This window comes from Nocardioides sp. Z22_16 (assembly GCF_058134365.1).
The window spans coordinates 486,237-507,887 of sequence record NZ_JBYTTI010000005.1 but is presented as its reverse complement, the minus strand read 5'-3'; the positions used below and the strand labels follow the sequence as shown (position 1 = coordinate 507,887).

The following is a 21,651-nucleotide window of genomic DNA, read 5'->3' as shown; positions in this document are numbered from 1 at the left end:
CCGGGCGGTCAGCTCGTGCCCTGCGGGACCTCGTTGGCGTTGACCATGAACTGAGCCGCGTGAGTGACGTAGTCCCAGAACTGCGCGTCCTGCTCCGGGGTCAGTGCGGCCTTGTCCAGACCCGCGCGGAAGTGGACCAGCCAGTGCTGGGCGGCGGTGGGGGTGACCTCGAAGGGTGCGTGCCGCATCCGCAGGCGCGGATGGCCGCGGTTCTCCGAGTAGGTGCTGGGACCGCCCCAGTACTGGGCGAGGAAGAGGGTGAACCGCTCCGCGGCCGGACCCAGGTCCTCCTCGGGATACATCGGTCGGAGCAGGGGATCGGTGGCGACGCCCTGGTAGAACGTGTCCACGATCGTGCGGATGGTCTCCATCCCGCCGATCTCGTCGTAGAAGCTGCTCACGCCCCCATTGTGCAGGCTCACGGCCAGCTCACCGCCCCCGGGCGTCCGGCTCGGCGTCCGGCTCGGCGCCCGCCGCGGCGTCCGGCTCGTCGCCGGGGTGGACGGGGAAGGGCTGGGAGGCGGCGCCCCCCTCGGGCATCTCCGGCGTCCACTCCACGTAGCGGGTGTGGGGGATCACGATCCCCTCGTGGTCGAACCGCGCCTTGATCCGCTCGCGCAGGGTGCGCGCCACCGCCCACTGCTCCATCGGCGCGGTCTTGAGCGAGACCCGGACGGTGATCCCGTCCAGGGTCATCGCCTCCACCCCGGGGTCGTCCGGCTTCTCGATCACCCGGCCCTTGAAGTCCTCGTCCTCCCACATGCCGGTGGCCACCTCGGAGAGGACCTGCCGCACCCGGACCAGGTCCGAGTCGTAGGTGACGGTGATGTCGAGCACGGCCCGGGCCCAGTTCTGGCTCATGTTGCCCACCCGGATGATCTCGCCGTTGCGCACGTACCAGACGGTGCCGTTGATGTCGCGCAGCCGGGTCACCCGCAGGCTCACCGCCTCGACGGTGCCGGAGGCCTCGCCGAGGTCGACCACGTCGCCCACGCCGTACTGGTCCTCGACGAGCATGAAGATGCCCGAGAGGAAGTCCTTCACCAGGGTCTGGGCGCCGAAGCCGAGGGCCAGTCCCAGGATCCCGGCACTGGCGATGATCGGGGCGATGTTGACCCCCAGCTCCGAGAGGACCATCGTCGCCACCACGGCGAGCACGACGCCGCTGATGATGCTCTTGAGCAGGCTCCCCATCGTCTTGGCGCGCTGGACCCGGCGGGTGCTCGCGGCCAGGTCGCGCGGCGAGGTCTCCGTGCTGCGGCCGAGTCGTGCCGAGGTGCTGATCGCCGCCCGCGCGACCCGGTCGGGGACCATGCCCAGCTCGGCGCGACGCACCACCCGGTCGACCAGGCGGTGCAGCGTCCAGCGCAGCAGCAGCGCGCCGAGCACCAGCAGCGCGATCGTCAGCGGCTTGCCGATCACGATGTCCGCGAGCTGGGCGAGACGGTCGTTCCCGGTCGTCCTCTCGGTCCACTCGCAGAGGGTCTGGTCGTCCTCGCAGGGGCCGGTGGTCAGGAAGGGCAGCGGAGGCATGGCGCTCAGTATGGCGAGCCGGTGGTGACCGACCATGGTCAGGTGCGGGCGCGCCGGAGCGGCGCGATATCCTGGTCAGCGTGACCTCCACGACCTCCTCCGAGACCAGCCCCGCCCGCGTCCTGCGCTCGTCGCTGCGCCTGATCGTCCCGGTGGTCGTGGCCGGCTCCGTGCTGCTCGCCGCGCCGGCCCTCGCCGACGTCCCGGAGGGCTGGTCGGAGCCCGACCCGGTCTCCGCCCTGGACTTCCTGATCCTGCTGGTCCTCCTGCCGCTCGGCGGCGTGGCGCTGGTGACCCTGCTCTTCTACGCCCCCATCCTGGCGCGCGGCGAGAAGATCTCGACCCGCTCCGCCCCGGTCGAGGACCAGTGGCTGGGTGGACCGCGCGGCGGCCGTGCCGAGCTCGAGGAGTCGGCACCGCCGGCCAAGGAGACCGGTGGGGCCAGTGGCAGCTGGTGAGCTGACCGCCCGGCAGCAGGCCGAGCTCGACCGGACGATCCGCGCGGCCGAACAGGCCACCAGGTTCGAGTTCTCCCTCTTCCGTGGGGTCGTCGACGGCCCCCCGCGCCCGTTCGCCGAGCGGCTGCACGCTGCCCTGTCCACCCCCGAGCGCAGCGTGCTGATCGTGGTGGACCCGATGGCCCGGATCCTGGAGGTGGTGACCGGCCGCGAGGTGCGCCGGCACCTCACCGACGACCAGGTGGCCCTGGCCGTGGTCGCGATGCAGGCCGACTTCGCCGAGGGCGACGAGGTCGGCGGCCTCAAGCGGGGCATCACGCTGCTGGCCGAGCACGCCGTCGGGCCCCGCACGCTCCACGCGCGCAACTGATCTCAGCCGCCCCCGGGTCGCTCCGCGATCCGCGTCGGGCACCGACGAGAAGGAGCCCGGACCGTCCTGGTCCGGGCTCCTTCTCGTCGTCGGCGGGGCCGACCGTGCCGGTCAGCCGGCCGCGGCCCGGGCGTCGCACTCCTGGGCGGCGAGCGCGCGCTCCACGTCGGCCAGCCCCTCCCGCGCGTACCGCTGGGCGCCCATCGGCGCGCTCGAGCCCTCGAGCCAGGCGCGGACCCGCGTCGCCAGCTCGCGCGAGGCCAGGACCTTGGGGAAGCCGTGCTCGAGCACCGTCGAGGCCTTGTGGAAGCCGAGGGTGTCGATGAGGGTGTCGGCCGCCTCCAGGTACTTCTCCAGGTAGGGGGCCACGACCTCCTCCTGGCCGGCGCGGAAGATGGAGAAGACCATCTCCCGGGAGGTCTCGTTGGGGGTCGCCGGGTCCATGATCGCGGCCCACCCGGCGGCCTTGGCCTGAGCGGTGGGCTGGGCGACGCGCGCCGCGGCGGCCTTCTCCTTGCCCTCGATCGTCGCGTCCCGCGCGAGCTCGGCGTCGATCGCGGCGTCGTCGACACGGCCGGCGGCGGCCAGCGAGGTCAGCAGCGCCCAGCGCAGGTCCTGGTCGACGGCGAGACCGTCGATGACGACGGAGCCGTCGAGGAGCCCGGCCACGTCCGCCAGGGCGTAGTCGGAGCGGGCCGCCGCGGCGTAGGAGCGGGCGAAGGTGAGCTGGTGGTCGCTGCCCGCCTCCGCGGCGAGGAGCAGGGCGCGGAGCCCGGCCTCCCACTCCGCCCGCAGCTGGGGGCGGGTGGCCGGGTCGGAGTAGAGGTTGACCGCCATCGCGGCCGAGACCGGGATCCGGGTGACGCCCCAGGAGTCGGTCTCGTGCCCGATGTTGGCGAGCACCAGCCGCACGAAGTCGCGGGCCGGGAGCTCGCCGTCGCGGGTCATGTCCCAGGTGGCTCCCCACACCAGCGCACGGGCCAGCGAGTCGTCGACCCGGGAGAGCCCCTCGACCGCGGTGGCCAGGGAGCGCTCGTCGAGCCGGATCTTGGCGTAGGCGTGGTCCTCGTCGTTGAGGAGCAGCAGCGCCGGCTGGCGCACGCCCACCAGCTCGGGCACCTCGGTGGCCTCGCCCTCGACGTCGACCTCCAGGTAGTCGCGCCGGACCAGGCGCTGCTGACCGTCCTCACCGGGCACCGAGTCGTAGAGGCCGATGCCCAGCCGGTGGCGACGCAGGGTCGGCTGCTCGGGCGCCGCGCTCTGCAGGACCGAGAAGGAGGAGTAGGCGCCGTCCTCGCCCAGCTCGAAGGCGGGGCGCAGGGTGTTGACCCCGGCGGTCTGGAGCCACTCGCGCGCCCAGCCCTGGAGCTCGCGGCCCGAGGACTTCTCCAGCGCCGCGAGCAGGTCGCCGAACTCGGCGTTGCCGAAGGCGTGGTCCTTGAAGTACTGGCGCAGCCCGGCGACGAAGGGATCCAGGCCGACCCAGGCCACCAGCTGCTTGAGCACCGAGGCGCCCTTGGCGTAGGTGATCATGTCGAAGTTGACCTCGACCGCGTGCAGGTCGACGTTGTCCGCGGCGATCGGGTGGGTGCTGGGCAGCTGGTCGGCGCGGTAGCCGGTCTGCTTGCGCGCGTTGGCGAAGCCGGTCCAGGCGTCGGTGAACTCCGTGGCCTCGGCCTCGCACCAGTAGCAGGCCCACTCCGCGAACGACTCGTTGAGCCACAGGTCGTCCCACCACCGCATGGTCACGAGGTTGCCGAACCACATGTGCGCCATCTCGTGGGTGATCACCGAGGTGCGGAACTCGTAGAACGAGCGCGGCTGGCGGCTGCGAGGCAGGTACTCGTCACGGAGGGTGACGCACCCGGCGTTCTCCATCGCGCCCATGTTGTACTCCGGCACGTAGAGCTGGTCGTACTTGCCGAAGGGGTAGGGGAAGTCGAACTTCTCCTCGAAGAACTCGAAGCTCGCGCGCGTCGTGCGCACCAGCTCCTCGGTGTCCATCAGCTCCACCAGCGACTGGCGGCAGTAGTGACCGAGCGGGATGGTGCCGAACTTCCCCTCGTAGGTGTCGAGGACCTCGTGGTACTCGCCGGCCACCACCGCGGTGATGTAGGTGGACATCCGGACGGTCGGCTCGAAGCGCCACACCGCCTTGCCCTCGCCGAGCGGAACGGGGGTGGGGCTGGGGGAGTTGGAGACCACCTTCCAGTGCTCGGGGGCGGTGACGTGGAAGGTGAAGCTCGACTTCAGGTCGGGCTGCTCGAAGGTGGTGAAGACGCGACGTGCGTCCGGCACCTCGAACTGGCTGTAGAGGTAGACCCGGTCGTCCGCGGGATCGACGAACCGGTGGAGCCCCTCGCCGGTGTGGCTGTAGGTGCAGTCGGCGCGGACCACCAGCACGTTGTCGGCCTGCAGGTCGTCGAGGGCGATCCGGCTGTCGGCGTACGCCGTCGCGGGGTCCAGCGACCGGCCGTTCAGGGTGATCTCGTGCACCACTGCGTCCACCAGGTCGGCGAAGGTGCTCGCGCCGGGCTCCCGGCAGGTGAACTCCAGGGTGGTGGTGGAGCCGAAGGTCTTCTCACTGGTGGTGAGGTCGAGCTCGACGGTGTAGGACGTCACGTCCAGGAGAGCGGCGCGGGTGGCGGCCTCGTCCCTGGTGAGGTTGGTTCCGGGCATGGTGTTCATCATGTCACTGCCGACCACGGCGTCCAGGGGTGGCTGTGGCGCGTCTGCTTGACTTCGGGGGTGACGAACTCCAAGACGAAGGCCGATTTCTGGTTCGATCCGCTCTGCCCGTTCGCGTGGATCACCTCACGGTGGATCCTCGAGGTGGAGCAGGTGCGCGACATCGAGGTCACCTGGCACGTGATGAGCCTGGCCTACCTCAACAAGGACAAGGACATCCCCGCCGAGTACCGGAAGATGCTCGAGCCGGCCTGGGGGCCGGTGCGTGTCTGCATCGCGGCGGAGCAGCGGCACGGCCGCGGCGTGCTGCTCCCGCTCTACACGGCGCTCGGCAACCGGATCCACCTCCAGGAGCAGCCGATCAGCCGCGAGCTCATCGCGGCCGCCGTCGCCGAGGCCGGCCTCGAGGCCGACCTGGTCGAGGCGATGGACGACTCCTCCTACGACGAGGCGGTGGCCAAGTCCCACCACGAGGGGATGGACCAGGTCGGCGACGAGGTGGGCACCCCCACCATCGCCATCGAGGGGGCGGCCTTCTTCGGTCCGGTGCTCTCGAAGATCCCGCGCGGCCAGGAGGCCGGCGACCTCTGGGACGGGTGCGTGGCGGTGGCGAAGGTGCCGTACTTCTACGAGCTGAAGCGGTCGCGCACCGGCGAGCTGGACTTCAGCTGATCCGCTCGGCGCCCTGACCCGGCGTTCTGACTCGGCGCCCTGAGGCGCCTCAGCTGCTGCCTGCGGCGGCCGCCGAGGACGCCACCATCGCCGCGGTGATGGCCGCCTGGGAGGCGGCGACGGCGTCGCGCACCGCCTTCGCCGCCCAGGCGCCCTCCGCGATCTGCTTCGCGCGCTTGCGCACCTCGCCCTTGCTGAGCGCGCCGCGGTCCACCACCTTGTACGCGTGGTCGACCGCGGCGAGCAGCGACACCAGCGCCGCGGTCCGGGCGTCCGGATCCACGCCGGCCACCAGGCAGTCCTGCAGCCGCTGGCGGAGCTGCTGCTCGTGCCGCAGGTCCGCGGCGGGCCAGGTGCGGCTGGGGAAGAGGCCGAGGATCCGGGTCTCGCGGACCTCGAGGATGCCGCGCGCCACCAGGCGCTCCTGGAGCGCCTCGCGCACGTCCTTGCCGATCCGGTTGACCAGGTCGGGGGCGGTGCGCGGCTTCTGCGCGACCGTCTGCCAGGCCTCGGCCAGCAGCGGGTCGCGCCGCGCCTGGGAGCGTGGTTGCCGCGCGTGCACCTTGGGGGTGTGCAGGAGGCCGCGCTTCTCCTCGACCTCGACGGCCTCGTCCAGCGCCAGCTCGACGAGCAGGGCGCCCCCGAAGAGCGGGCGCGACTGGGCGGCGGCGGCGAGCCGCCCCTTCTCGTCGTCCATCAGCAGCAGGAGCAGGTCCTCGGCGATCAGCGTCTGGTCGGGGCTCATGCCTGGCAACCTAACCGGCGGGGGAGCGGTGGGCGAGCCTCACTAGGATCGCTCCATGACCAAAGTCCTCTCCGCAGTCGCCTGGCCCTACGCCAACGGCCCGCGCCACATCGGCCACGTGGCCGGGTTCGGCGTCCCCTCCGACGTCTTCAGTCGGTACATGCGGATGGCAGGGCACGACGTGCTCATGGTCTCGGGCTCCGACGAGCACGGCACCCCGATCCTGATCGCGGCGGACGAGGCCGGGATGACGCCCCAGGAGCTGGCCGACAAGAACCACCGGCTCATCGTGGAGGACCTGGTCGGTCTCGGGCTCTCCTACGACATGTACACCCGCACCACGACGCGCAACCACCACGCGGTGGTGCAGGAGATGTTCCGCGGGGTGTACGAGAACGGCTACTTCGTCGAGCAGACGACGTACGGCGCCATCTCGCCGTCGACCGGACGCACCCTGCCCGACCGCTACATCGAGGGCACCTGCCCGATCTGCGGCACCCCGGGCGCCCGCGGCGACCAGTGCGACGCCTGCGGCAACCAGCTCGACCCGCACGACCTGATCGACCCGGTCTCGCGGATCAACGGCGAGAAGCCGGAGTTCGTCGAGACCCAGCACTTCTTCCTGGACCTGCCCGCCCTGGCCGACGCGCTGGGGGCCTGGCTCGACGAGCGGGACGCGTCGGGGACCTGGCGCCCCAACGTCATCAAGTTCTCCAAGAACATCCTCTCCGAGATCCGGCCGCGTGCCATGACCCGGGACATCGACTGGGGCATCGCGGTGCCGCTGCCTGAGTGGGTCGACAACCCGACCAAGAAGCTCTACGTCTGGTTCGACGCCGTCATCGGCTACCTCTCGGCCTCCATCGAGTGGGCCCGTCGCACCGGCGACCCCGAGGCCTGGCGCCAGTGGTGGAACGACCCCGAGGCCCTGTCCTACTACTTCATGGGCAAGGACAACATCACCTTCCACAGCCAGATCTGGCCCGCGGAGCTCCTCGCCTACAACGGCCAGGGCAGCAAGGGCGGCGAGGTGCACGACTACGGCGTCCTCAACCTCCCCACCGAGGTGGTGAGCTCGGAGTTCCTCACCATGGAGGGACGCAAGTTCTCCTCCTCCAAGAAGGTCGTCATCTACGTGGCCGACCTCCTGTCGCGCTACCAGGCCGACGCCTTCCGCTACTTCGTCGCCGCCGCCGGCCCGGAGAACCAGGACTCCGACTTCTCCTGGGCCGAGTTCGTGCAGCGCACCAACTCCGAGCTGGTGGCGGGCTGGGGCAACCTGGTCAGCCGCACCGCCACCCTGGTCGCCAGGAACTTCGGGGAGATCCCCGCCGCCGGCGAGCTCACCGACGCCGACCGGGCGATCCTGGCCACCTGCGCGGAGGCCTTCGACACCGTCGGCGGTCAGATCGGGCGGAACCGGATGCGCCACGCCATCACCGAGGCGATGCGCGCCGTGGCGGAGGTCAACAAGTACGTCACCGACTCCGAGCCCTGGAAGATCAAGGACGACCCGGCCAGGCTGGCGACCGTGCTGCACGTGATGACCCAGTGCGTCCAGGACCTCAACACCGTGCTCAGCCCGTTCCTGCCGTTCACCGCCAACGAGGTGGACCGGGCGCTCGGGGGCGACGGCACCGTGCAGCCGCTGCCTCGGATCGAGGAGGTCGACGACCTCGACGGCGGGGCGGGATACCCGGTGATCACCGGCGACTACACCTCGATCCGTGCCTGGGCGAGCAGGCCGGTGGTGGTGGGCACCCCGGTGGAGAAGCCGGCACCGGTCTTCACCAAGCTCGACCCCACGCTGGTGGACGACGAGCTCGCCCGGCTGGGCCTGGCATGACCGCACCCGCAGGGCAGCCCGTCCGGCACGTTCCCCGGTTCTACCTCCGGCAGCAGATCACCATGATGGTCAACCGCTACGACGTGCAGGCGGCCGAGCCGGACGGCTCGCCGGGTGCCCTGCTGGCCTTCGCCGAGCAGAAGCGCTTCGCGTTCAAGGAGCAGGTGACCTTCTGGAGCGACCCGACCCGCGGCCAGGCGGTCTTCGGGTTCAAGGCCCGTCAGGCGATGGACCTCGGGGCGGGCTACGACATCACCGACGGGGCGGGCGCCCCGCTGGGGTTCTTCCGCAAGAACTTCGGCGCCAGCCTGCTGCGCTCGACGTTCCACCTCGAGGGCCCCGGCTACACCGGCACGGGGCAGGAGCGGAGCCTCCTGGTCGCGCTGGTGCGCCGGTTCACCGACGTGCCGTTCCTGCCGATCCACTTCGACTTCGTCGACCCGGGCGGGGCGCCGCTGATCTCGGTCTCGCGACAGCGGAGCCTGACCGACCGCTACACCGTGGACGTGCCGGACCCGCGCGTGGACTTCCGGGTCGCCGCCGCCGTCGCGGTGGCGATGGACGCCCTGATGGGCCGCTGAGGGGGAGAGATGGTGCTGCATCCACAGGCGCGGGCCGCGCTGGAGGCCGCCGCCGATGAGCCGTCGGTGACCGACCCCGGCTTCGACGTGGCGGCCTCCCGGGCGGCCGACCGCGCTGCGGCGCTCGCCGCGCCGCGCGAGGAGGTCGCCGAGGTCCGCGACGTGGAGGCCGCCGGGGTGCCCGCACGGTTCTACCGACCGGCGGGCGACCCGGGAACCGGGCTGGTCCTGCACCTGCACGGCGGCGGGTTCGTGCTCAACGACGTCGAGGTGCACGACGCCTCCGCGCGCCGGCTGGCCAACCGCTCGGGCCTCGCGGTGCTCAGCGTCGACTACCGGCGTCCGCCCGAGCACCGGTTCCCGGCCGCTCCCGACGACGTCTCGGCGGTGGTCTCCTGGCTGGACGCCGGCGGCCTGGCGGAGCTCGGCCTGGGGCCCGGCACGCGGCTCTTCGCCCACGGGGACAGCGCCGGCGCCAACCTGGCCCTGGTCGCCGCGCTGCGCCACCCCGGACGCTTCGCCGCGCTCGTCCTCATCTACCCCTTCCTCGACCCCACGATGGCGGGGGAGTCCTACCGCACCGAGGTGGAGGGCTTCGAGCCGGCGCAGGCGCGCTGGTACTGGGACCAGTACGCCGCCTCTCCCCACGACCTCGACGACCCGGACCTCGCCCCGCTGCGCTCCGACCGGCTCGGCACCCTGCCACCGACCCTGGTGGTGACCGCCGAGCACGACCCGCTGCGTGACGAGGGCGAGCTGCTCGCCGCCCGGCTGGCCGAGCTCGGCGTGGAGGTGGTGGGCACCCGCTACCTGGGGATGCTGCACGGGTTCTGGCGTCACCCGGACGCCTTCGACGCCGCCGAGCCGCTGATGGGGCAGGTGGCGGGCTTCTTGCGCCAGCACCTGTGAGGAGCCGCCGCGCCCACGGGTGAGAGAATGCCGTCATGCGCGTGCACCTCGGATCTGACCATGCCGGCCTCGAGCTCAAGGACCACCTGACGAACTGGCTGGTGGACGCCGGCCACGAGGTCGTCGACCACGGCCCCTTCGTCTACGACGCCCTCGACGACTACCCCGTCTTCTGCCTGCGTGCGGCCGAGGCGGTCGCCGCGGAGCGCGCCGAGGGGCTCGACAGCCTCGGCGTGGTGATCGGCGGCTCCGGCAACGGGGAGCAGATCGCCGCCAACAAGGTCCTCGGGGTCCGCTGCGCGCTCGCGTGGTCGGAGGAGACCGCGGCGCTCGCCAAGGAGCACAACGACGCCAACGTCGTCTCCGTCGGCGGCCGCATGCACACCCTGGAGGAGATGACCCGCTTCGTCGAGGTCTTCCTCACCACCCCCTTCACCGGGGACGAGCGGCACGTGCGCCGGATCGCCCAGATGGCCGACTACGAGCAGACCCGCGACCTCCCGCCGCTCCCGGAGTCGGCCCTGAAGGGGCCGGATGCCTGAGGGGCACACCCTCCGACGGCTCGCCGACGACCTGGGCCGCACGTTCACCGGACACGTCGTCGCCGTGTCCAGCCCCCAAGGGCGCTTCGAGGCCGAGGCGCGCCAGCTCGACGGCTCGCTGCTGGTCGGCGCCGACTCCGCGGGCAAGCACCTCTTCGTCGAGCTCGCCGGCGACCGCTTCGTCCACGTCCACCTCGGGCTGTACGGCGGCTTCTCGGTGCACCGCGACGTCGCGGAGGTCCCGCCCCCGGTGGGACAGGTCCGGCTCCGGCTGGTGGCCGTCACCGGGCCCTCCGCCTTCGCCTACGCCGACCTGCGGGGCGCCACCCGGTGCGACCTGGTGGGCCGGGCGGCCGTGGAGCAGGTCCTCGCGCGCCTGGGTCCCGACCCGCTGCGTCCCGACGCCGATCCCGGACCGGCCTGGGAGCGGGTCCGCCGTAGCCCTCGCCCGATCGGCGACCTGCTGATGGACCAGTCGGTGCTGGCCGGGGTCGGCAACGTCTACCGCGCCGAGGTGCTGTTCCGGCAGCGGCTCCACCCGCTGCGTCCGGGCAACACCCTGCGCCGCGGCCAGTTCCTGGCCCTGTGGGAGGACCTGGTCGCCCTGATGGCCGAGGGTGTGCGGCTGGGCCGGATCGACACGGTGCGGCCCGAGCACACGCCCGAGGCGATGGGTCGTCCGGCCCGGCGCGACGACCACGGCGGGGAGGTCTACGTCTACCGCCGGACCGGCCAGCCGTGCCTGGTGTGCGGCACGGCGGTGCGCACCGAGGTGCTTGCCGGGAGGAACCTCTTCTGGTGCAGTCGGTGCCAGCCCCGGTTCAGGTCGCGGGGCCTAGGCTCACAGACACCCGCACGCGAGGAAACCCATGGCTGAAGCGAACTCGGTGCTGGCCGCCTCGACCCGACGAGTCCGCCGGCGCTACCAGCGAGCCGTGCGCACCGGCATGTCCGACGAGCTGGTGCTGCTGGTCGTCGTGACGCTGCTGATGGCGGCGGCCATCATCGGCCTGCCGACCGTGGCGCCGCTGATCCTCCTCGTCCTGCCGATGGTCGTCGCCAGCCTGGTGCTGGGGCCTCGACAGCTCCCGTGGTTCATCGTCTTCGTGCTGCTGACCCTGGCGGTCACCGTGACCCAGCAGCCACGGGTGACGCTCCTGGTGGCCGTGAGCGTCGCGGTGATGTTCGGCCTGGGCTTCATCGTCCTGCTCGGCTCGTTCCGGCGCTCCCGGCTCGGGGTGCCGGGGATGATGGGGGAGTCGATGCTGGTCGACCTGCGCGACCGCATCCTCAAGCAGGGCGCGATCCCGCCCCTGCCCCCGTGCTGGGACGTCGCCTGGGAGCTGCGCTCGGCCGGAGGGACACCGTTCGCGGGGGACTTCGTGGTCGCCAGCCGGTCCGCCGCGGACCGGCTCGAGGTCGCCGTGGTCGACGTCTCCGGCAAGGGCGAGGACGCGGGCACCCGCGCCCTGCTCCTCTCGGGCGCCTTCGGCGGCCTGCTGGGGGCGATGGAGCCGGCGGAGTTCCTCCCCGCCGCCAACGCCTACCTGCTGCGGCAGGACTGGGAGGAGGGGTTCGCCACGGCGGTCCACCTCTCGCTCGACCTCTCCACCGGGCGCTTCGAGCTCCGCTCCGCCGGACACCCCCCGCCGGCTGTCCACGACGCGGGCACGGGGCGCTGGAGCGTCGTCGAGGCCCACGGACCGCTGCTGGGGCTGATCGACGACGCCTCCTACCCGGCGGCCACGGGGCAGCTGCGCCCGGGCGACGCGATGCTCCTCTACACCGACGGTCTCGTCGAGGACCGCGGCCTGGACATCGTCCTGGGGATCGACCGGATGCTGGGGCAGGCCGAGAGGATCCTGCGGGGCGACTTCGAGGACGGCGCGGCACGACTGATCGACGCCCTGGGCTCGCCCGACGACGACCGGGCCCTGCTCATGGCGCACCTGCGGGTCTGACGACCCTTCGCCCCGGCGCCGGCCCGACCGAGACCCGGTCCGAAGGGGCCGCCCTCGGTTACGGATCGGGGGGCCGTGTGTGGCACCATGGCAGCGCGCATTTCCGCAGCGGGGCGACCCCTCCGTGAGGCGTGCACGCGGATGTAGCTCAATGGTAGAGCCTCAGTCTTCCAAACTGATTACGCGGGTTCGATTCCCGTCATCCGCTCCAAGGAGCCCCTGACCAGCACGGCCGAGGGCACTTGGCGGGGCGTAGCGTAGTGGCTAGCGCGCCTGCTTTGGGAGCAGGAGACCGCAGGTTCGAGTCCTGTCGCCCCGACTTCCGCACGACGACCACGTACCACCGATGAAGGAGACCACCTGTGAAGAGCGCCGTCGAGAACTTGAGCCCGACCCGGGCCAAGCTGACTGTCGAGGTGCCCTTCGAGGAGCTCAAGCCGAGCCTCGACGCGGCGTACAAGAAGATCGCCCAGCAGATCAACGTCCCCGGCTTCCGGCGCGGCAAGGTCCCGCCGGCCGTGATCGACCGCCAGGTCGGCCGCGGTGTCGTCCTCGACGAGGCGATCAACCAGGTCGTGCCCGCCAAGTACATCGAGGCGATGCAGGAGAACGCGCTCGAGCCGCTGGCGCAGCCCGAGATCGAGGTGACGCGCCTGGAGGACAACGAGCTGCTGGAGTTCTCCGCCGAGGTCGACATCAAGCCCCAGTTCGACCTTCCCGACTACGACGGCGTCCAGGCCGAGGTCGAGGACACCGAGGTCACCGACACCGACGTCGAGGAGCAGGTCGAGGCGCTGCGTGAGCGCTTCGGCACCCTGGTGGACGTCGAGCGCCCGGCCGCCGAGGGCGACTTCGTCACGATCGACCTGCGTGCCGACCAGGACGGCGAGACCGTCGAGGGCGGCGAGGTCTCCGGGATGTCCTACAAGGTCGGTCGCGGCGGCATGCTCGACGGCCTGGACGAGGCGCTGGTCGGCATGTCCGCCGGCGACGAGAAGACCTTCTCCTCCCAGCTCGTGGGCGGCGACCTGGTCGGTCTCGACGTCGAGGTGACCGTCACGGTGACCGGCGTGCAGGAGCAGCAGCTCCCCGAGCTCGACGACGAGTTCGCCCAGCTGGCCTCCGAGTTCGACACCGTCGAGGAGCTCACCGCCGACGTGCGCGAGCGCCTGGGCCGCGGCAAGCGGCTCGAGCAGGCGGCCGCCGCGCGCGACGCCGTCCTCGAGGCGCTGCTGGAGAAGGTCAGCATCCCGCTGCCCGACACCCTGGTCACCGACGAGCTCAACGCGCGCCGCCAGAACATCGAGCAGCAGCTGGTCTACGCCGGCATGACCATGGAGAAGTACCTCGAGGACGAGGGACAGACCCAGGAGGAGTTCGAGGCCGACCTCGAGCGCCGGGTCCGCGACGCGATCACCGCTCAGTTCGTCCTCGACGCCATCGCGAAGAAGGAGGAGCTGGGGGTCGACCAGAACGATCTCTCCCAGCACATGGTCATGCGGGCCCAGCAGTCCGGCCAGGACCCGCAGGAGTTCGCGAACCACATGTTCGAGCACAACCACATCCCCGACCTCGTGCAGGAGATCCTGCGCGGCAAGGCGCTGGCGCGGGTGGTGGAGTCGGCCGAGGTGAAGGATGCCTCGGGCAACGCGCTCGACCTGAAGAACCTGCGTCCCGACGGCACGATCGCCGACCCCGCCGAGCAGGGCGACGCCCCCGAGCCGGCTGCCGAGGCCGACTCCGAGGACTCCGACTCCGAGGGTTCCGAGAAGGCCTGAGCCTCCTCGTCCGCGAGACGCCCCGTCGGCGACCACCAGGTCGCCGGCGGGGCGTTCGTCGTCGGTGCGCGCCGGCGGATACGCAGAATCACGGACGCGCGCACGTTGACCCTGGGTCTACAAAGGAGGTTCCGCCTCATCTCGTGCGGACTCCGTCCCGCCCTCCGGCTCCCGGCCCGACGGAGAACCATCGCGGAGCCGAAGGTGAGGGATCGAGATGATGAGGAACAACCGAGGCGTCGCCGGGCTCGCGGTGGCGGTGCTGGCACTCAGCGTGGCGTGGGGGAGCAACGCCACCGCGGGCCCGTCGGAGAGGTCGGAGCGCCACCAGGCTGCGCCGGCCCTCTCGAGGGCCGAGACCAAGGCAGTCACGAAGCTGTCCAGGAAGATCGCGCGGCAGCAGGCCGCCAAGGTGGTGGAGCGCAAGGCGCCGACGCTGTCGGTGGCCTCCGCCCGGAGTGCGGAGACGGCGACCAGGGCCCTGGTCGCCGACCGGGCGACGCTGGCCGACAACGCCACGATGGCCACCAATGCCCAGAACGCCGCCAACGCCGCCAAGGTCGGGGGACTGGACGTGAAGAAGTTCGTCGCCCGGGTGGCGCCGGACGGTGCACCGGCCACCCTGGTCTCCGACCTCGGGTTCACCGTCACCGCCTCGTGCGCGGGCGGCCTGCCCGGGCTCCGGGCGGCCTCCTCCGTGCCCGGCGGGGTGCTGCGGACCACCGCGATCGACAACAACGAGGCCCTGCGCACCAACGGGTCCAACGACCTGTCGGCGACCGGGGTCACCTTCGAGGCCAACGTCGGCGACGGGCTGGGCTCGGCGACCGCCGAGTTCGTGACCGCGGCCGGCGAGGTGGTCAGCGTCTGGATCGGCTACCGCAACGACGCGCCCGCCTGCGTCTTCTTCGGCAACCACCTGGTCGGCTGAGGCGCCCGGGGAGGGACGGGCCCGGCGGTACCCGGCCGGGCCGACACGTGGCACAGCGGTGCGGACCCCGCGGTCCGGGCCGCTGTGCGCTGTGGGCGAACAGGGGTGGATAACGCGTGGAACTGTCGGAGCCACGGGCTAGTGTCACTGGCGTGAACCCGAACTCCAGCGCTTCCCAGACGACGCCGCAGATGAACGGCGGCGGTTCCTACGGGCTCGACGACCACATCTACCAGCGGCTCCTCAAGGAGCGGATCGTCTTCCTCGGCTCCGAGGTCCGCGACCAGAACGCCAACGCGATCTGCGCCCAGCTCCTCCTGCTCTCCGCGGAGGACCCAGAGGCCGACATCTTCCTCCACATCAACAGCCCCGGTGGCTCGGTGGACGCGGGGATGGCGATCTACGACACCATGAACTACATCCCCAACGACGTGGCGACCGTGGGCATGGGCCTGGCCGCGTCGATGGGTCAGTTCCTGCTCTGCGCCGGCACCAAGGGCAAGCGCTACGCCCTGCCGCACGCGCGCATCATGATGCACCAGCCGTCCTCCGGCATGGGTGGCTCCGCCTCGGACATCAAGATCCAGGCCCAGCAGTCGCTGCACATCAAGAAGGTGCTGCTCGAGCTCATCGCCCAGCACACCGGCCAGAGCGTCGAGCAGGTGGAGGCCGACGCGGACCGCGACCGGTGGTTCACCGCCGACCAGGCCCGCGACTACGGCTTGGTCGACCAGGTCATCAAGAGCGCCCGCGAGGCCGCCGACGAGGGTCGTCCCGCCCACTCCACCGACTCCGACAAGGACTGATCGATGAACTACTACATCCCGCAGTGGGAGGAGCGGACCTCCTACGGGTTCCGCCGGATCGACCCCTACGCGAAGCTCTTCGAGGAGCGCATCATCTTCCTCGGCTCGCCGATCTCCGACGACGTGGCCAACGCCGTCATGGCGCAGCTGCTCTGCCTGGAGACGATGAACCCCGACCAGGACATCTCCATCTACATCAACTCCCCGGGCGGCTCCTTCACGGCCCTGACCGCCATCTACGACACCATGCGGTTCATCAAGCCCGACGTCCAGACCGTCTGCCTGGGCCAGGCGGCCTCCGCCGCCGCGATCCTGCTGGCCGCCGGCACCCCGGGCAAGCGGATGGCCCTGCCCAACAGCCGCATCCTGATCCACCAGCCCTACACCGAGGGCACGTTCGGCCAGACCTCCGACATCGAGATCCAGGCCAACGAGATCCTCCGGATGCGCGAGCTGCTGGAGAAGATGATCGCCGAGCACAGCGGCAAGGACATCGAGACCGTGAGCCGCGACATCGAGCGCGACAAGATCCTCACCGCCGCCCAGGCGGTCGACTACGGTCTGATCGACTCGGTGCTGGCGCCGCGCTCGAGCGCGCTCGCCCTCGGCTGACGAGCGGTCCGGACACAGTCACGTCGGGTCTCCGTGTCCCGCCCCCGGCGGGGGCGGGCACGGGGTACCGTCAAGAAGTTTCGAAGCACCATGCCGGGCTCACCCGGCCGAACCGGAGGATGATCGCCCGTGGCACGCATCGGTGACGGCGGTGACCTGTTGAAGTGCAACTTCTGCGGGAAGAGCCAGAAGCAGGTCAAGAAGCTCATCGCCGGCCCAAACGTCTACATCTGTGACGAGTGCATCGAGCTGTGCAACGAGATCATCGAGGAGGAGCTCGCCGAGGGCACCGAGGTCGGGCTCGAGGAGCTGCCCAAGCCCAAGGAGATCTTCGAGTTCCTCAACTCCTACGTCATCGGGCAGGAGCACGCCAAGAAGTCGTTGGCCGTCGCGGTCTACAACCACTACAAGCGGGTCCAGTCCGGGCTGAGCGGCACCGCGGGCAAGCACCACAAGGACGAGGTCGTCGAGGTGGCCAAGTCCAACATCCTGGTGATCGGCCCCACCGGCTGCGGCAAGACCTACCTGGCCCAGACGCTGGCCCGCATGCTCAACGTCCCCTTCGCCATCGCCGACGCCACCGCGCTGACGGAGGCGGGCTACGTCGGCGAGGACGTGGAGAACATCCTCCTCAAGCTGATCCAGGCCGCCGACTACGACGTCAAGAAGGCCGAGACCGGCATCATCTACATCGACGAGATCGACAAGGTGGCCCGCAAGGCGGAGAACCCCTCGATCACCCGTGACGTCTCGGGCGAGGGCGTGCAGCAGGCCCTGCTCAAGATGCTGGAGGGCACGACCGCGTCGGTCCCGCCGCAGGGTGGTCGCAAGCACCCGCACCAGGAGTTCATCCAGATCGACACCACCAACATCCTCTTCATCGTGGGTGGTGCCTTCGCCGGGCTCGAGCACATCGTCGAGCAGCGCGTCGGCAAGAAGTCGTTGGGCTTCACCGCCGAGGTGCGGGGCCAGGCCGAGCGCGAGGCCGAGGACCTGATGGCCCAGGTGCGTCCCGAGGACCTGACCAAGTTCGGCCTGATCCCGGAGTTCATCGGTCGGCTCCCGCTCATCGCGAGCGTCAGCAAGCTGGACATCGAGGCCCTCGTCCAGATCCTGACCGAGCCGCGCAACGCGCTGGTCAAGCAGTACCAGCGCCTCTTTGAGCTCGACGGGGTCGAGCTCGAGTTCACCGAGGACGCGATCGCAGCGATCGCCGAGAAGGCACTCGAGCGCGGCACCGGGGCCCGTGGGCTCCGCGCCATCATCGAGGAGGTGCTGCTCCACGTCATGTACGACGTGCCCTCCCGCGGCGACGTCGCGAAGGTGATCGTGACCAACGAGGTGGTGCGCGACGACGTGGCGCCCACCCTGGTGATCCGGGAGCCGGAGAAGAAGAAGCGCTCGGCCTGAGCCACCCTCACCGCAGAGCCTGAGAGGCCACGCGGTGGCGTGACCCGTTGAGCCCGGGGCGAGTAGTCACTTATGACCATTTGGTCCTTTTGGCCTCCGGGACCCCGCTCCACGTCGCACACTTGTCGGGTCAGATCCACCTCGGGACGGAGCAGGACCCTCGCATGAGCGCCGAGCACAAGCGACCGTTGTTCGCCTTCATCGCCGTCACGGTGCTGTGCGCCCTCTTCCTGGCGCATGCGGTCCGCAGCGAGGCCATCGGCGGGGTGCTGCGCGCGCTCCCGGGACCGGTGTCCAGCCTGGGTCACCAGGACCGGGACGCCGGCCAGGAGAAGGCCCGGCCCGCGCCCGCCGACGAGGAGAACGTCCACGACCAGGCGCCGCCGGCAGCGGTGACCCCGGACCGGCCGACCGCGCGCCCGGGTGTCGCCCGGCGCGTCGCCGGCGTGAGCACCGCCGTGCGCCGCCCCCGGGCCACGCCGGAGCCCCGCGCCAAGCGTCGCCAGGAGCCACCCTCGCCCAGGAGGTTCGAACCGCGGACGCAGGTCCCGCCGGAGCCGCCCGTGACCCCGCCCACGACCCCGCCCACGACCCCGCCCACGACCCCGCCCACGACCCCGCCCACGACCCCGCCCACGGTCCCTCCCTCCACCCCGCCGGTCGTCCAGCCGCCGGTCGCTCCCGCGCCCAAGCCCACCCACGGCGCGAAGGGTGCACCGGGCACGCCCGGTCAGCCGGCAGGTCGCGGGCCCAAGGGCGGAACGCCTGCCCAGCCCCCGGTGCCCGTGGCGAAGGCCCCGGTTCCCGCGGCCGCTCCTCCCACGGCGAAGGCCCCGGTTCCCGCGGCCGCTCCTCCCGCGGCGAAGGCCCCGGTTCCCGCAGTCGCTCCTCCCACATCCGGCCGAGGGCCGCAGTCGGTGCTGCCTCCGAGCCCCGTCGCGCCGACCACGCCCGGCTCCCCGAGCCCGTCCACCCAGCCGGTCGACCAGTCGGGCTGGTCCTCGTCCTCCCCGGGGCGGTCCGGGCTCGCCCCCGGCCACCAGCGGTCCGGGCGGGACTGACTCGGCCCGCCCCACGAGCAAGGGCGGGCGCACCGGGCCGGACCCGGCCGGTCAGTCCTCCGGGACCGGCGCCAGCTCGGCCTCGACCGTGACCTCGGGTGCCTCCTCGTCGACGACGAAGAGGAGCTCACCGGTGATCTTGCCGGCCCGGCGCAGGTCCTCGGCCGCGGACTCGGCCCCGGCGACGAGGGCCGACGGCCCGGACACGCGGACCCGGGAGAGCTCGTGGCGCATGGAGACCTTGGCCTTCGACTTGGCACCCCGGACTCCGGCCAGAGCCGCGGCCACGCCCGCCAGGGAGCGGGGGTCGGTGGCGGCGGCGGAGCCGAGCTCGAGGGGAGTGGGCCAGGCCTGGGTGTGGACCGAGCCCTCGCGCCACCAGGACCACACCTCCTCGGTCACGTAGGGGAGGAAGGGCGCCAGCAGCCTCAGCTGGACGTGGAGCGCGAGGGCCAGCGCGGCTCGGGCGGAGTCGGTGGCCGGGCCGCCCTCCTCCGCGTAGGCGCGCTCCTTGACGAGCTCGACGTAGTCGTCGCAGAACTCCCAGAAGAAGCGCTCGGTGACCTCGAGGGCGCCGGTGTAGTCGTACGCCTCGAACGCCTCGGTCGCGGTGCGGACGACCGCGGCGAGCCGGCCCATCAGGGCGCAGTCGACGGGCTCGGAGACGGTGACCGGGCTCGGGTTGGTGGCCCCGACGCTCGACAGCACGAACTTGGCGACGTTGAGCACCTTCATGGCCAGCCGGCGGCCGACCTTCATCTGGGTCTCGTCGAACGGCGAGTCGAGGCCCGGACGGGCCAGGGCGGCGCGCCACCGGACGGCGTCGGCCCCGAACTTCTCCAGGATCTCGGTCGGGACGACCACGTTGCCCTTGGACTTCGACATCTTCTTGCGGTCCGGGTCGAGGATCCAGCCCGAGAGCATGGCGTGCGACCACGGGGTCACGCCGTTCTCGAAGTGCGAGCGGACGACCCGGGAGAAGAGCCAGGTGCGGATGATGTCGTGGCCCTGGGTGCACAGGTCCATCGGGAAGACGCGGCCGAAGAGGTCGTCGTCGGTGCCCCACTGGCCGGCGATCTGGGGGGTCAGCGAGGAGGTGGCCCAGGTGTCCATCACGTCGGGGTCGCCGAGGAAGCCGCCCGGCTTGCCGCGCTGCGCCTCGTCGTACCCACGCGGGGCGTCGGTGGAGGGGTCCACGGGCAGCTCCGCCTCGGTGGGCAGGAGGGGGTGGTCGTAGTCGGGCTCGCCCTCGGCGTCCAGGGGGTACCAGACCGGGAAGGGGATCCCGAAGAACCGCTGCCGGCTGATCAGCCAGTCCCCGTTGAGTCCACCCACCCAGTTGTCGTAGCGGTGCTTCATGTGCTCGGGCAGCCACGAGATCTCGGCCCCCCGGGCCAGCATCTCCTCACGCAGCTCGGCGCTCCGGCCACCGTTGGTGAGGTACCACTGCCGGGTGGAGACGATCTCGAGCGGCTTGTCGCCCCGCTCGTAGAAGTTCGCCATCCGCTGGGTCGGCTTGGGGTCGCCGATCAGGTCACCGCTCTCCCGGAGCAGGGCCACCATCGCCTCCCGGGCGGAGAAGACCGTCTTGCCGGCCAGCTCGGCGTACGCCGTGGTCGCCGGCTCGGCTGCCAGCCACTCCGGGGTCTCCCGGGTGAACCGGCCGTCCCGGCCGATCACGGTGCGGACCGGCAGCTGCAGCTCGCGCCACCAGGTGACGTCGGTCAGGTCGCCGAAGGTGCAGCTCATGGCGATGCCGGCGCCCTTGTCCATCTCCGCGGCGGGGTGGGCGAGCACCGGGATCTCGACGCCGAAGACGGGCGAGGTGACGGTGGTGCCGAAGAGCGGCTGGTAGCGCTCGTCGTCGGGGTGGGCGACCAGGGCGACCACCGAGGGGATCAGCTCGGGGCGGGTGGTCTCGATCTCGACGGTCTGCCCGTCGGGCCGGTGGAACGCCACCCGGTGGTAGGCGCCCGCGTAGTCACGCGACTCGAGCTCGGCCTGGGCGACCGCGGTCTGGAAGGTGACGTCCCACAGGGTGGGGGCCTCCTGCAGGTAGGCCTCGCCCCGGGCGAAGTTGCGCAGGAACGCGCGCTGGCTGACCACCTGGGCCGGCTTGCTAACGGTCGTGTACTGGTGGTCCCAGTCGACGGAGAGGCCCAGGGTGCGCCACAGCGACTCGAAGACCTTCTCGTCCTCCTGGACCAGCTGCTCGCAGAGCTCGACGAAGTTCGGTCGGCTGACCGGCACCTGACGCTTGGGGTCCGGCTTCTCCGGCGGGGTGAAGTCGGGGTCGTACGGCAGCGAGGGGTCGCACCGCACGCCGTAGTAGTTCTGCACCCGCCGTTCGGTGGGCAGCCCGTTGTCGTCCCAGCCCATCGGGTAGAAGACGCTCTTGCCGGTCATCCGCTGGTAGCGGGCGATCAGGTCGGGATGGGTGTAGGAGAAGACGTGCCCGACGTGCAGGGAGCCGCTCACCGTGGGCGGGGGAGTGTCGATGGAGTAGACGTTCTCGCGCGGCTGCGTGCGGTCGAAGCGGTAGGTCCCCTGCTCCTTCCACCGCTGCGACCACTTGGCCTCCAGACCCTCCAGCGCCGGCTTGTCCGGTACGACGACGTCGCGCGGGGACGGCGTCGTCGTGGACAGGTCGGGGGTCTGGTTCTCAGTCATGAGCCTGAGTCTATGAGTGGCCGCGGGCCCCGGCTAAATGCGTTCCCACCCACGGTCACGTGCTCGGGCGGGTGGTGG

General features: G+C 71.3%; 20 protein-coding genes and 2 tRNA genes. 17 read left to right on the top strand and 5 right to left on the bottom strand.

Going from position 1 to position 21,651, the window contains the following annotated elements:
- Nucleotides 1-8: 8 nt before the first annotated feature.
- Together AC3X7R_RS17595 and AC3X7R_RS17590 are read right to left on the bottom strand one after the other, a co-directional pair.
- The gene (locus tag AC3X7R_RS17595) at nucleotides 9-401 is read right to left on the bottom strand and encodes a globin (protein ID WP_489966973.1); all 393 of its coding nucleotides are present in this window, start codon (nucleotides 399-401) and stop codon (nucleotides 9-11) included.
- Between the two features lie 28 nt (nucleotides 402-429).
- Nucleotides 430-1,533 carry a mechanosensitive ion channel family protein gene (locus tag AC3X7R_RS17590; RefSeq protein WP_489966972.1) on the bottom strand — a complete coding sequence of 368 codons (1,104 nt, stop codon included), beginning with the start codon at nucleotides 1,531-1,533 and terminating at the stop codon, nucleotides 430-432.
- A gap of 80 nt (nucleotides 1,534-1,613) precedes the next feature.
- On the opposite strand from AC3X7R_RS17590, the gene AC3X7R_RS17585 reads away from it, so the two are divergent.
- Entirely contained in the window at nucleotides 1,614-1,991 is a 378-nt protein-coding gene (locus tag AC3X7R_RS17585; protein ID WP_489966971.1) for a hypothetical protein, read from the top strand.
- Nucleotides 1,978-2,361, top strand: coding sequence for a DUF5130 family protein (locus tag AC3X7R_RS17580; RefSeq protein ID WP_489966970.1), 384 nt, complete (start codon nucleotides 1,978-1,980; stop codon nucleotides 2,359-2,361). Before AC3X7R_RS17585 ends, AC3X7R_RS17580 begins: the two co-directional genes overlap by 14 nt.
- 111 nt (nucleotides 2,362-2,472) lie before the next feature.
- Here AC3X7R_RS17580 and pepN read toward each other — a convergent pair whose 3' ends face one another.
- On the bottom strand, nucleotides 2,473-5,040 hold the full coding sequence (gene pepN / locus AC3X7R_RS17575; RefSeq protein WP_489966969.1) for an aminopeptidase N: 2,568 nt from the start codon (nucleotides 5,038-5,040) through the stop codon (nucleotides 2,473-2,475).
- Between the two features lie 69 nt (nucleotides 5,041-5,109).
- Between pepN and AC3X7R_RS17570 the strand changes: the two genes are divergently transcribed.
- A complete protein-coding gene (locus tag AC3X7R_RS17570; protein ID WP_489966968.1) occupies nucleotides 5,110-5,721 on the top strand; it encodes a mycothiol-dependent nitroreductase Rv2466c family protein in 612 nt (203 codons plus the stop codon).
- A gap of 49 nt (nucleotides 5,722-5,770) precedes the next feature.
- On the opposite strand, the gene AC3X7R_RS17565 is transcribed toward AC3X7R_RS17570, so the two are convergent.
- On the bottom strand, nucleotides 5,771-6,466 hold the full coding sequence (locus AC3X7R_RS17565) for a GOLPH3/VPS74 family protein (protein ID WP_489966967.1): 696 nt from the start codon (nucleotides 6,464-6,466) through the stop codon (nucleotides 5,771-5,773).
- A gap of 55 nt (nucleotides 6,467-6,521) precedes the next feature.
- Here AC3X7R_RS17565 and metG point away from each other — a divergent pair, with 55 nt between their 5' ends.
- The 14 genes from metG to AC3X7R_RS17495 all read left to right on the top strand — a co-directional run bounded on the left by metG (nucleotide 6,522) and on the right by AC3X7R_RS17495 (nucleotide 18,903).
- Nucleotides 6,522-8,312, top strand: coding sequence for a methionine--tRNA ligase (metG, locus tag AC3X7R_RS17560; protein WP_489966966.1), 1,791 nt, complete (start codon nucleotides 6,522-6,524; stop codon nucleotides 8,310-8,312).
- Complete coding sequence (locus AC3X7R_RS17555) at nucleotides 8,309-8,893, top strand: LURP-one-related family protein (protein ID WP_489966965.1); 585 nt, start codon at nucleotides 8,309-8,311, stop codon at nucleotides 8,891-8,893. The genes metG and AC3X7R_RS17555 overlap by 4 nt, the downstream gene beginning before the upstream one ends.
- 9 nt (nucleotides 8,894-8,902) lie before the next feature.
- The gene (locus tag AC3X7R_RS17550) at nucleotides 8,903-9,802 is read left to right on the top strand and encodes an alpha/beta hydrolase (protein WP_489966964.1); all 900 of its coding nucleotides are present in this window, start codon (nucleotides 8,903-8,905) and stop codon (nucleotides 9,800-9,802) included.
- A gap of 35 nt (nucleotides 9,803-9,837) precedes the next feature.
- Nucleotides 9,838-10,344 (top strand): ribose-5-phosphate isomerase, encoded by a 507-nt coding sequence (locus AC3X7R_RS17545; RefSeq protein WP_489966963.1) that lies wholly within the window; start codon nucleotides 9,838-9,840, stop codon nucleotides 10,342-10,344.
- A complete protein-coding gene (locus AC3X7R_RS17540) occupies nucleotides 10,337-11,221 on the top strand; it encodes an Fpg/Nei family DNA glycosylase (protein WP_489966962.1) in 885 nt (294 codons plus the stop codon). Before AC3X7R_RS17545 ends, AC3X7R_RS17540 begins: the two co-directional genes overlap by 8 nt.
- Entirely contained in the window at nucleotides 11,214-12,305 is a 1,092-nt protein-coding gene (locus AC3X7R_RS17535; protein ID WP_489966961.1) for a PP2C family protein-serine/threonine phosphatase, read from the top strand. The genes AC3X7R_RS17540 and AC3X7R_RS17535 overlap by 8 nt, the downstream gene beginning before the upstream one ends.
- Before the next feature lie 137 nt (nucleotides 12,306-12,442).
- Nucleotides 12,443-12,516: transfer RNA gene (locus AC3X7R_RS17530), tRNA-Gly, on the top strand.
- Nucleotides 12,517-12,551: 35 nt separating this feature from the next.
- Nucleotides 12,552-12,624: transfer RNA gene (locus AC3X7R_RS17525), tRNA-Pro, on the top strand.
- Between the two features lie 43 nt (nucleotides 12,625-12,667).
- Nucleotides 12,668-14,083 carry a trigger factor gene (tig, locus tag AC3X7R_RS17520; RefSeq protein ID WP_489966960.1) on the top strand — a complete coding sequence of 472 codons (1,416 nt, stop codon included), beginning with the start codon at nucleotides 12,668-12,670 and terminating at the stop codon, nucleotides 14,081-14,083.
- Nucleotides 14,084-14,303: 220 nt separating this feature from the next.
- Nucleotides 14,304-15,014 carry a hypothetical protein gene (locus tag AC3X7R_RS17515; RefSeq protein WP_489966959.1) on the top strand — a complete coding sequence of 237 codons (711 nt, stop codon included), beginning with the start codon at nucleotides 14,304-14,306 and terminating at the stop codon, nucleotides 15,012-15,014.
- A 191-nt stretch (nucleotides 15,015-15,205) separates the two neighbouring features.
- On the top strand, nucleotides 15,206-15,820 hold the full coding sequence (locus tag AC3X7R_RS17510) for an ATP-dependent Clp protease proteolytic subunit (RefSeq protein ID WP_489967098.1): 615 nt from the start codon (nucleotides 15,206-15,208) through the stop codon (nucleotides 15,818-15,820).
- Nucleotides 15,821-15,823: 3 nt separating this feature from the next.
- On the top strand, nucleotides 15,824-16,432 hold the full coding sequence (locus AC3X7R_RS17505; RefSeq protein ID WP_489966958.1) for an ATP-dependent Clp protease proteolytic subunit: 609 nt from the start codon (nucleotides 15,824-15,826) through the stop codon (nucleotides 16,430-16,432).
- 129 nt (nucleotides 16,433-16,561) lie between these two features.
- Entirely contained in the window at nucleotides 16,562-17,842 is a 1,281-nt protein-coding gene (clpX, locus tag AC3X7R_RS17500; protein WP_489966957.1) for an ATP-dependent Clp protease ATP-binding subunit ClpX, read from the top strand.
- 164 nt (nucleotides 17,843-18,006) lie between these two features.
- Nucleotides 18,007-18,903 (top strand): hypothetical protein, encoded by an 897-nt coding sequence (locus AC3X7R_RS17495; RefSeq protein ID WP_489966956.1) that lies wholly within the window; start codon nucleotides 18,007-18,009, stop codon nucleotides 18,901-18,903.
- 51 nt (nucleotides 18,904-18,954) lie between these two features.
- Here the strand turns inward: AC3X7R_RS17495 and valS are convergent, their stop codons facing one another.
- Nucleotides 18,955-21,573, bottom strand: coding sequence for a valine--tRNA ligase (gene valS, locus AC3X7R_RS17490; RefSeq protein ID WP_489966955.1), 2,619 nt, complete (start codon nucleotides 21,571-21,573; stop codon nucleotides 18,955-18,957).
- Between the last annotated feature and the right edge of the window lie 78 nt (nucleotides 21,574-21,651).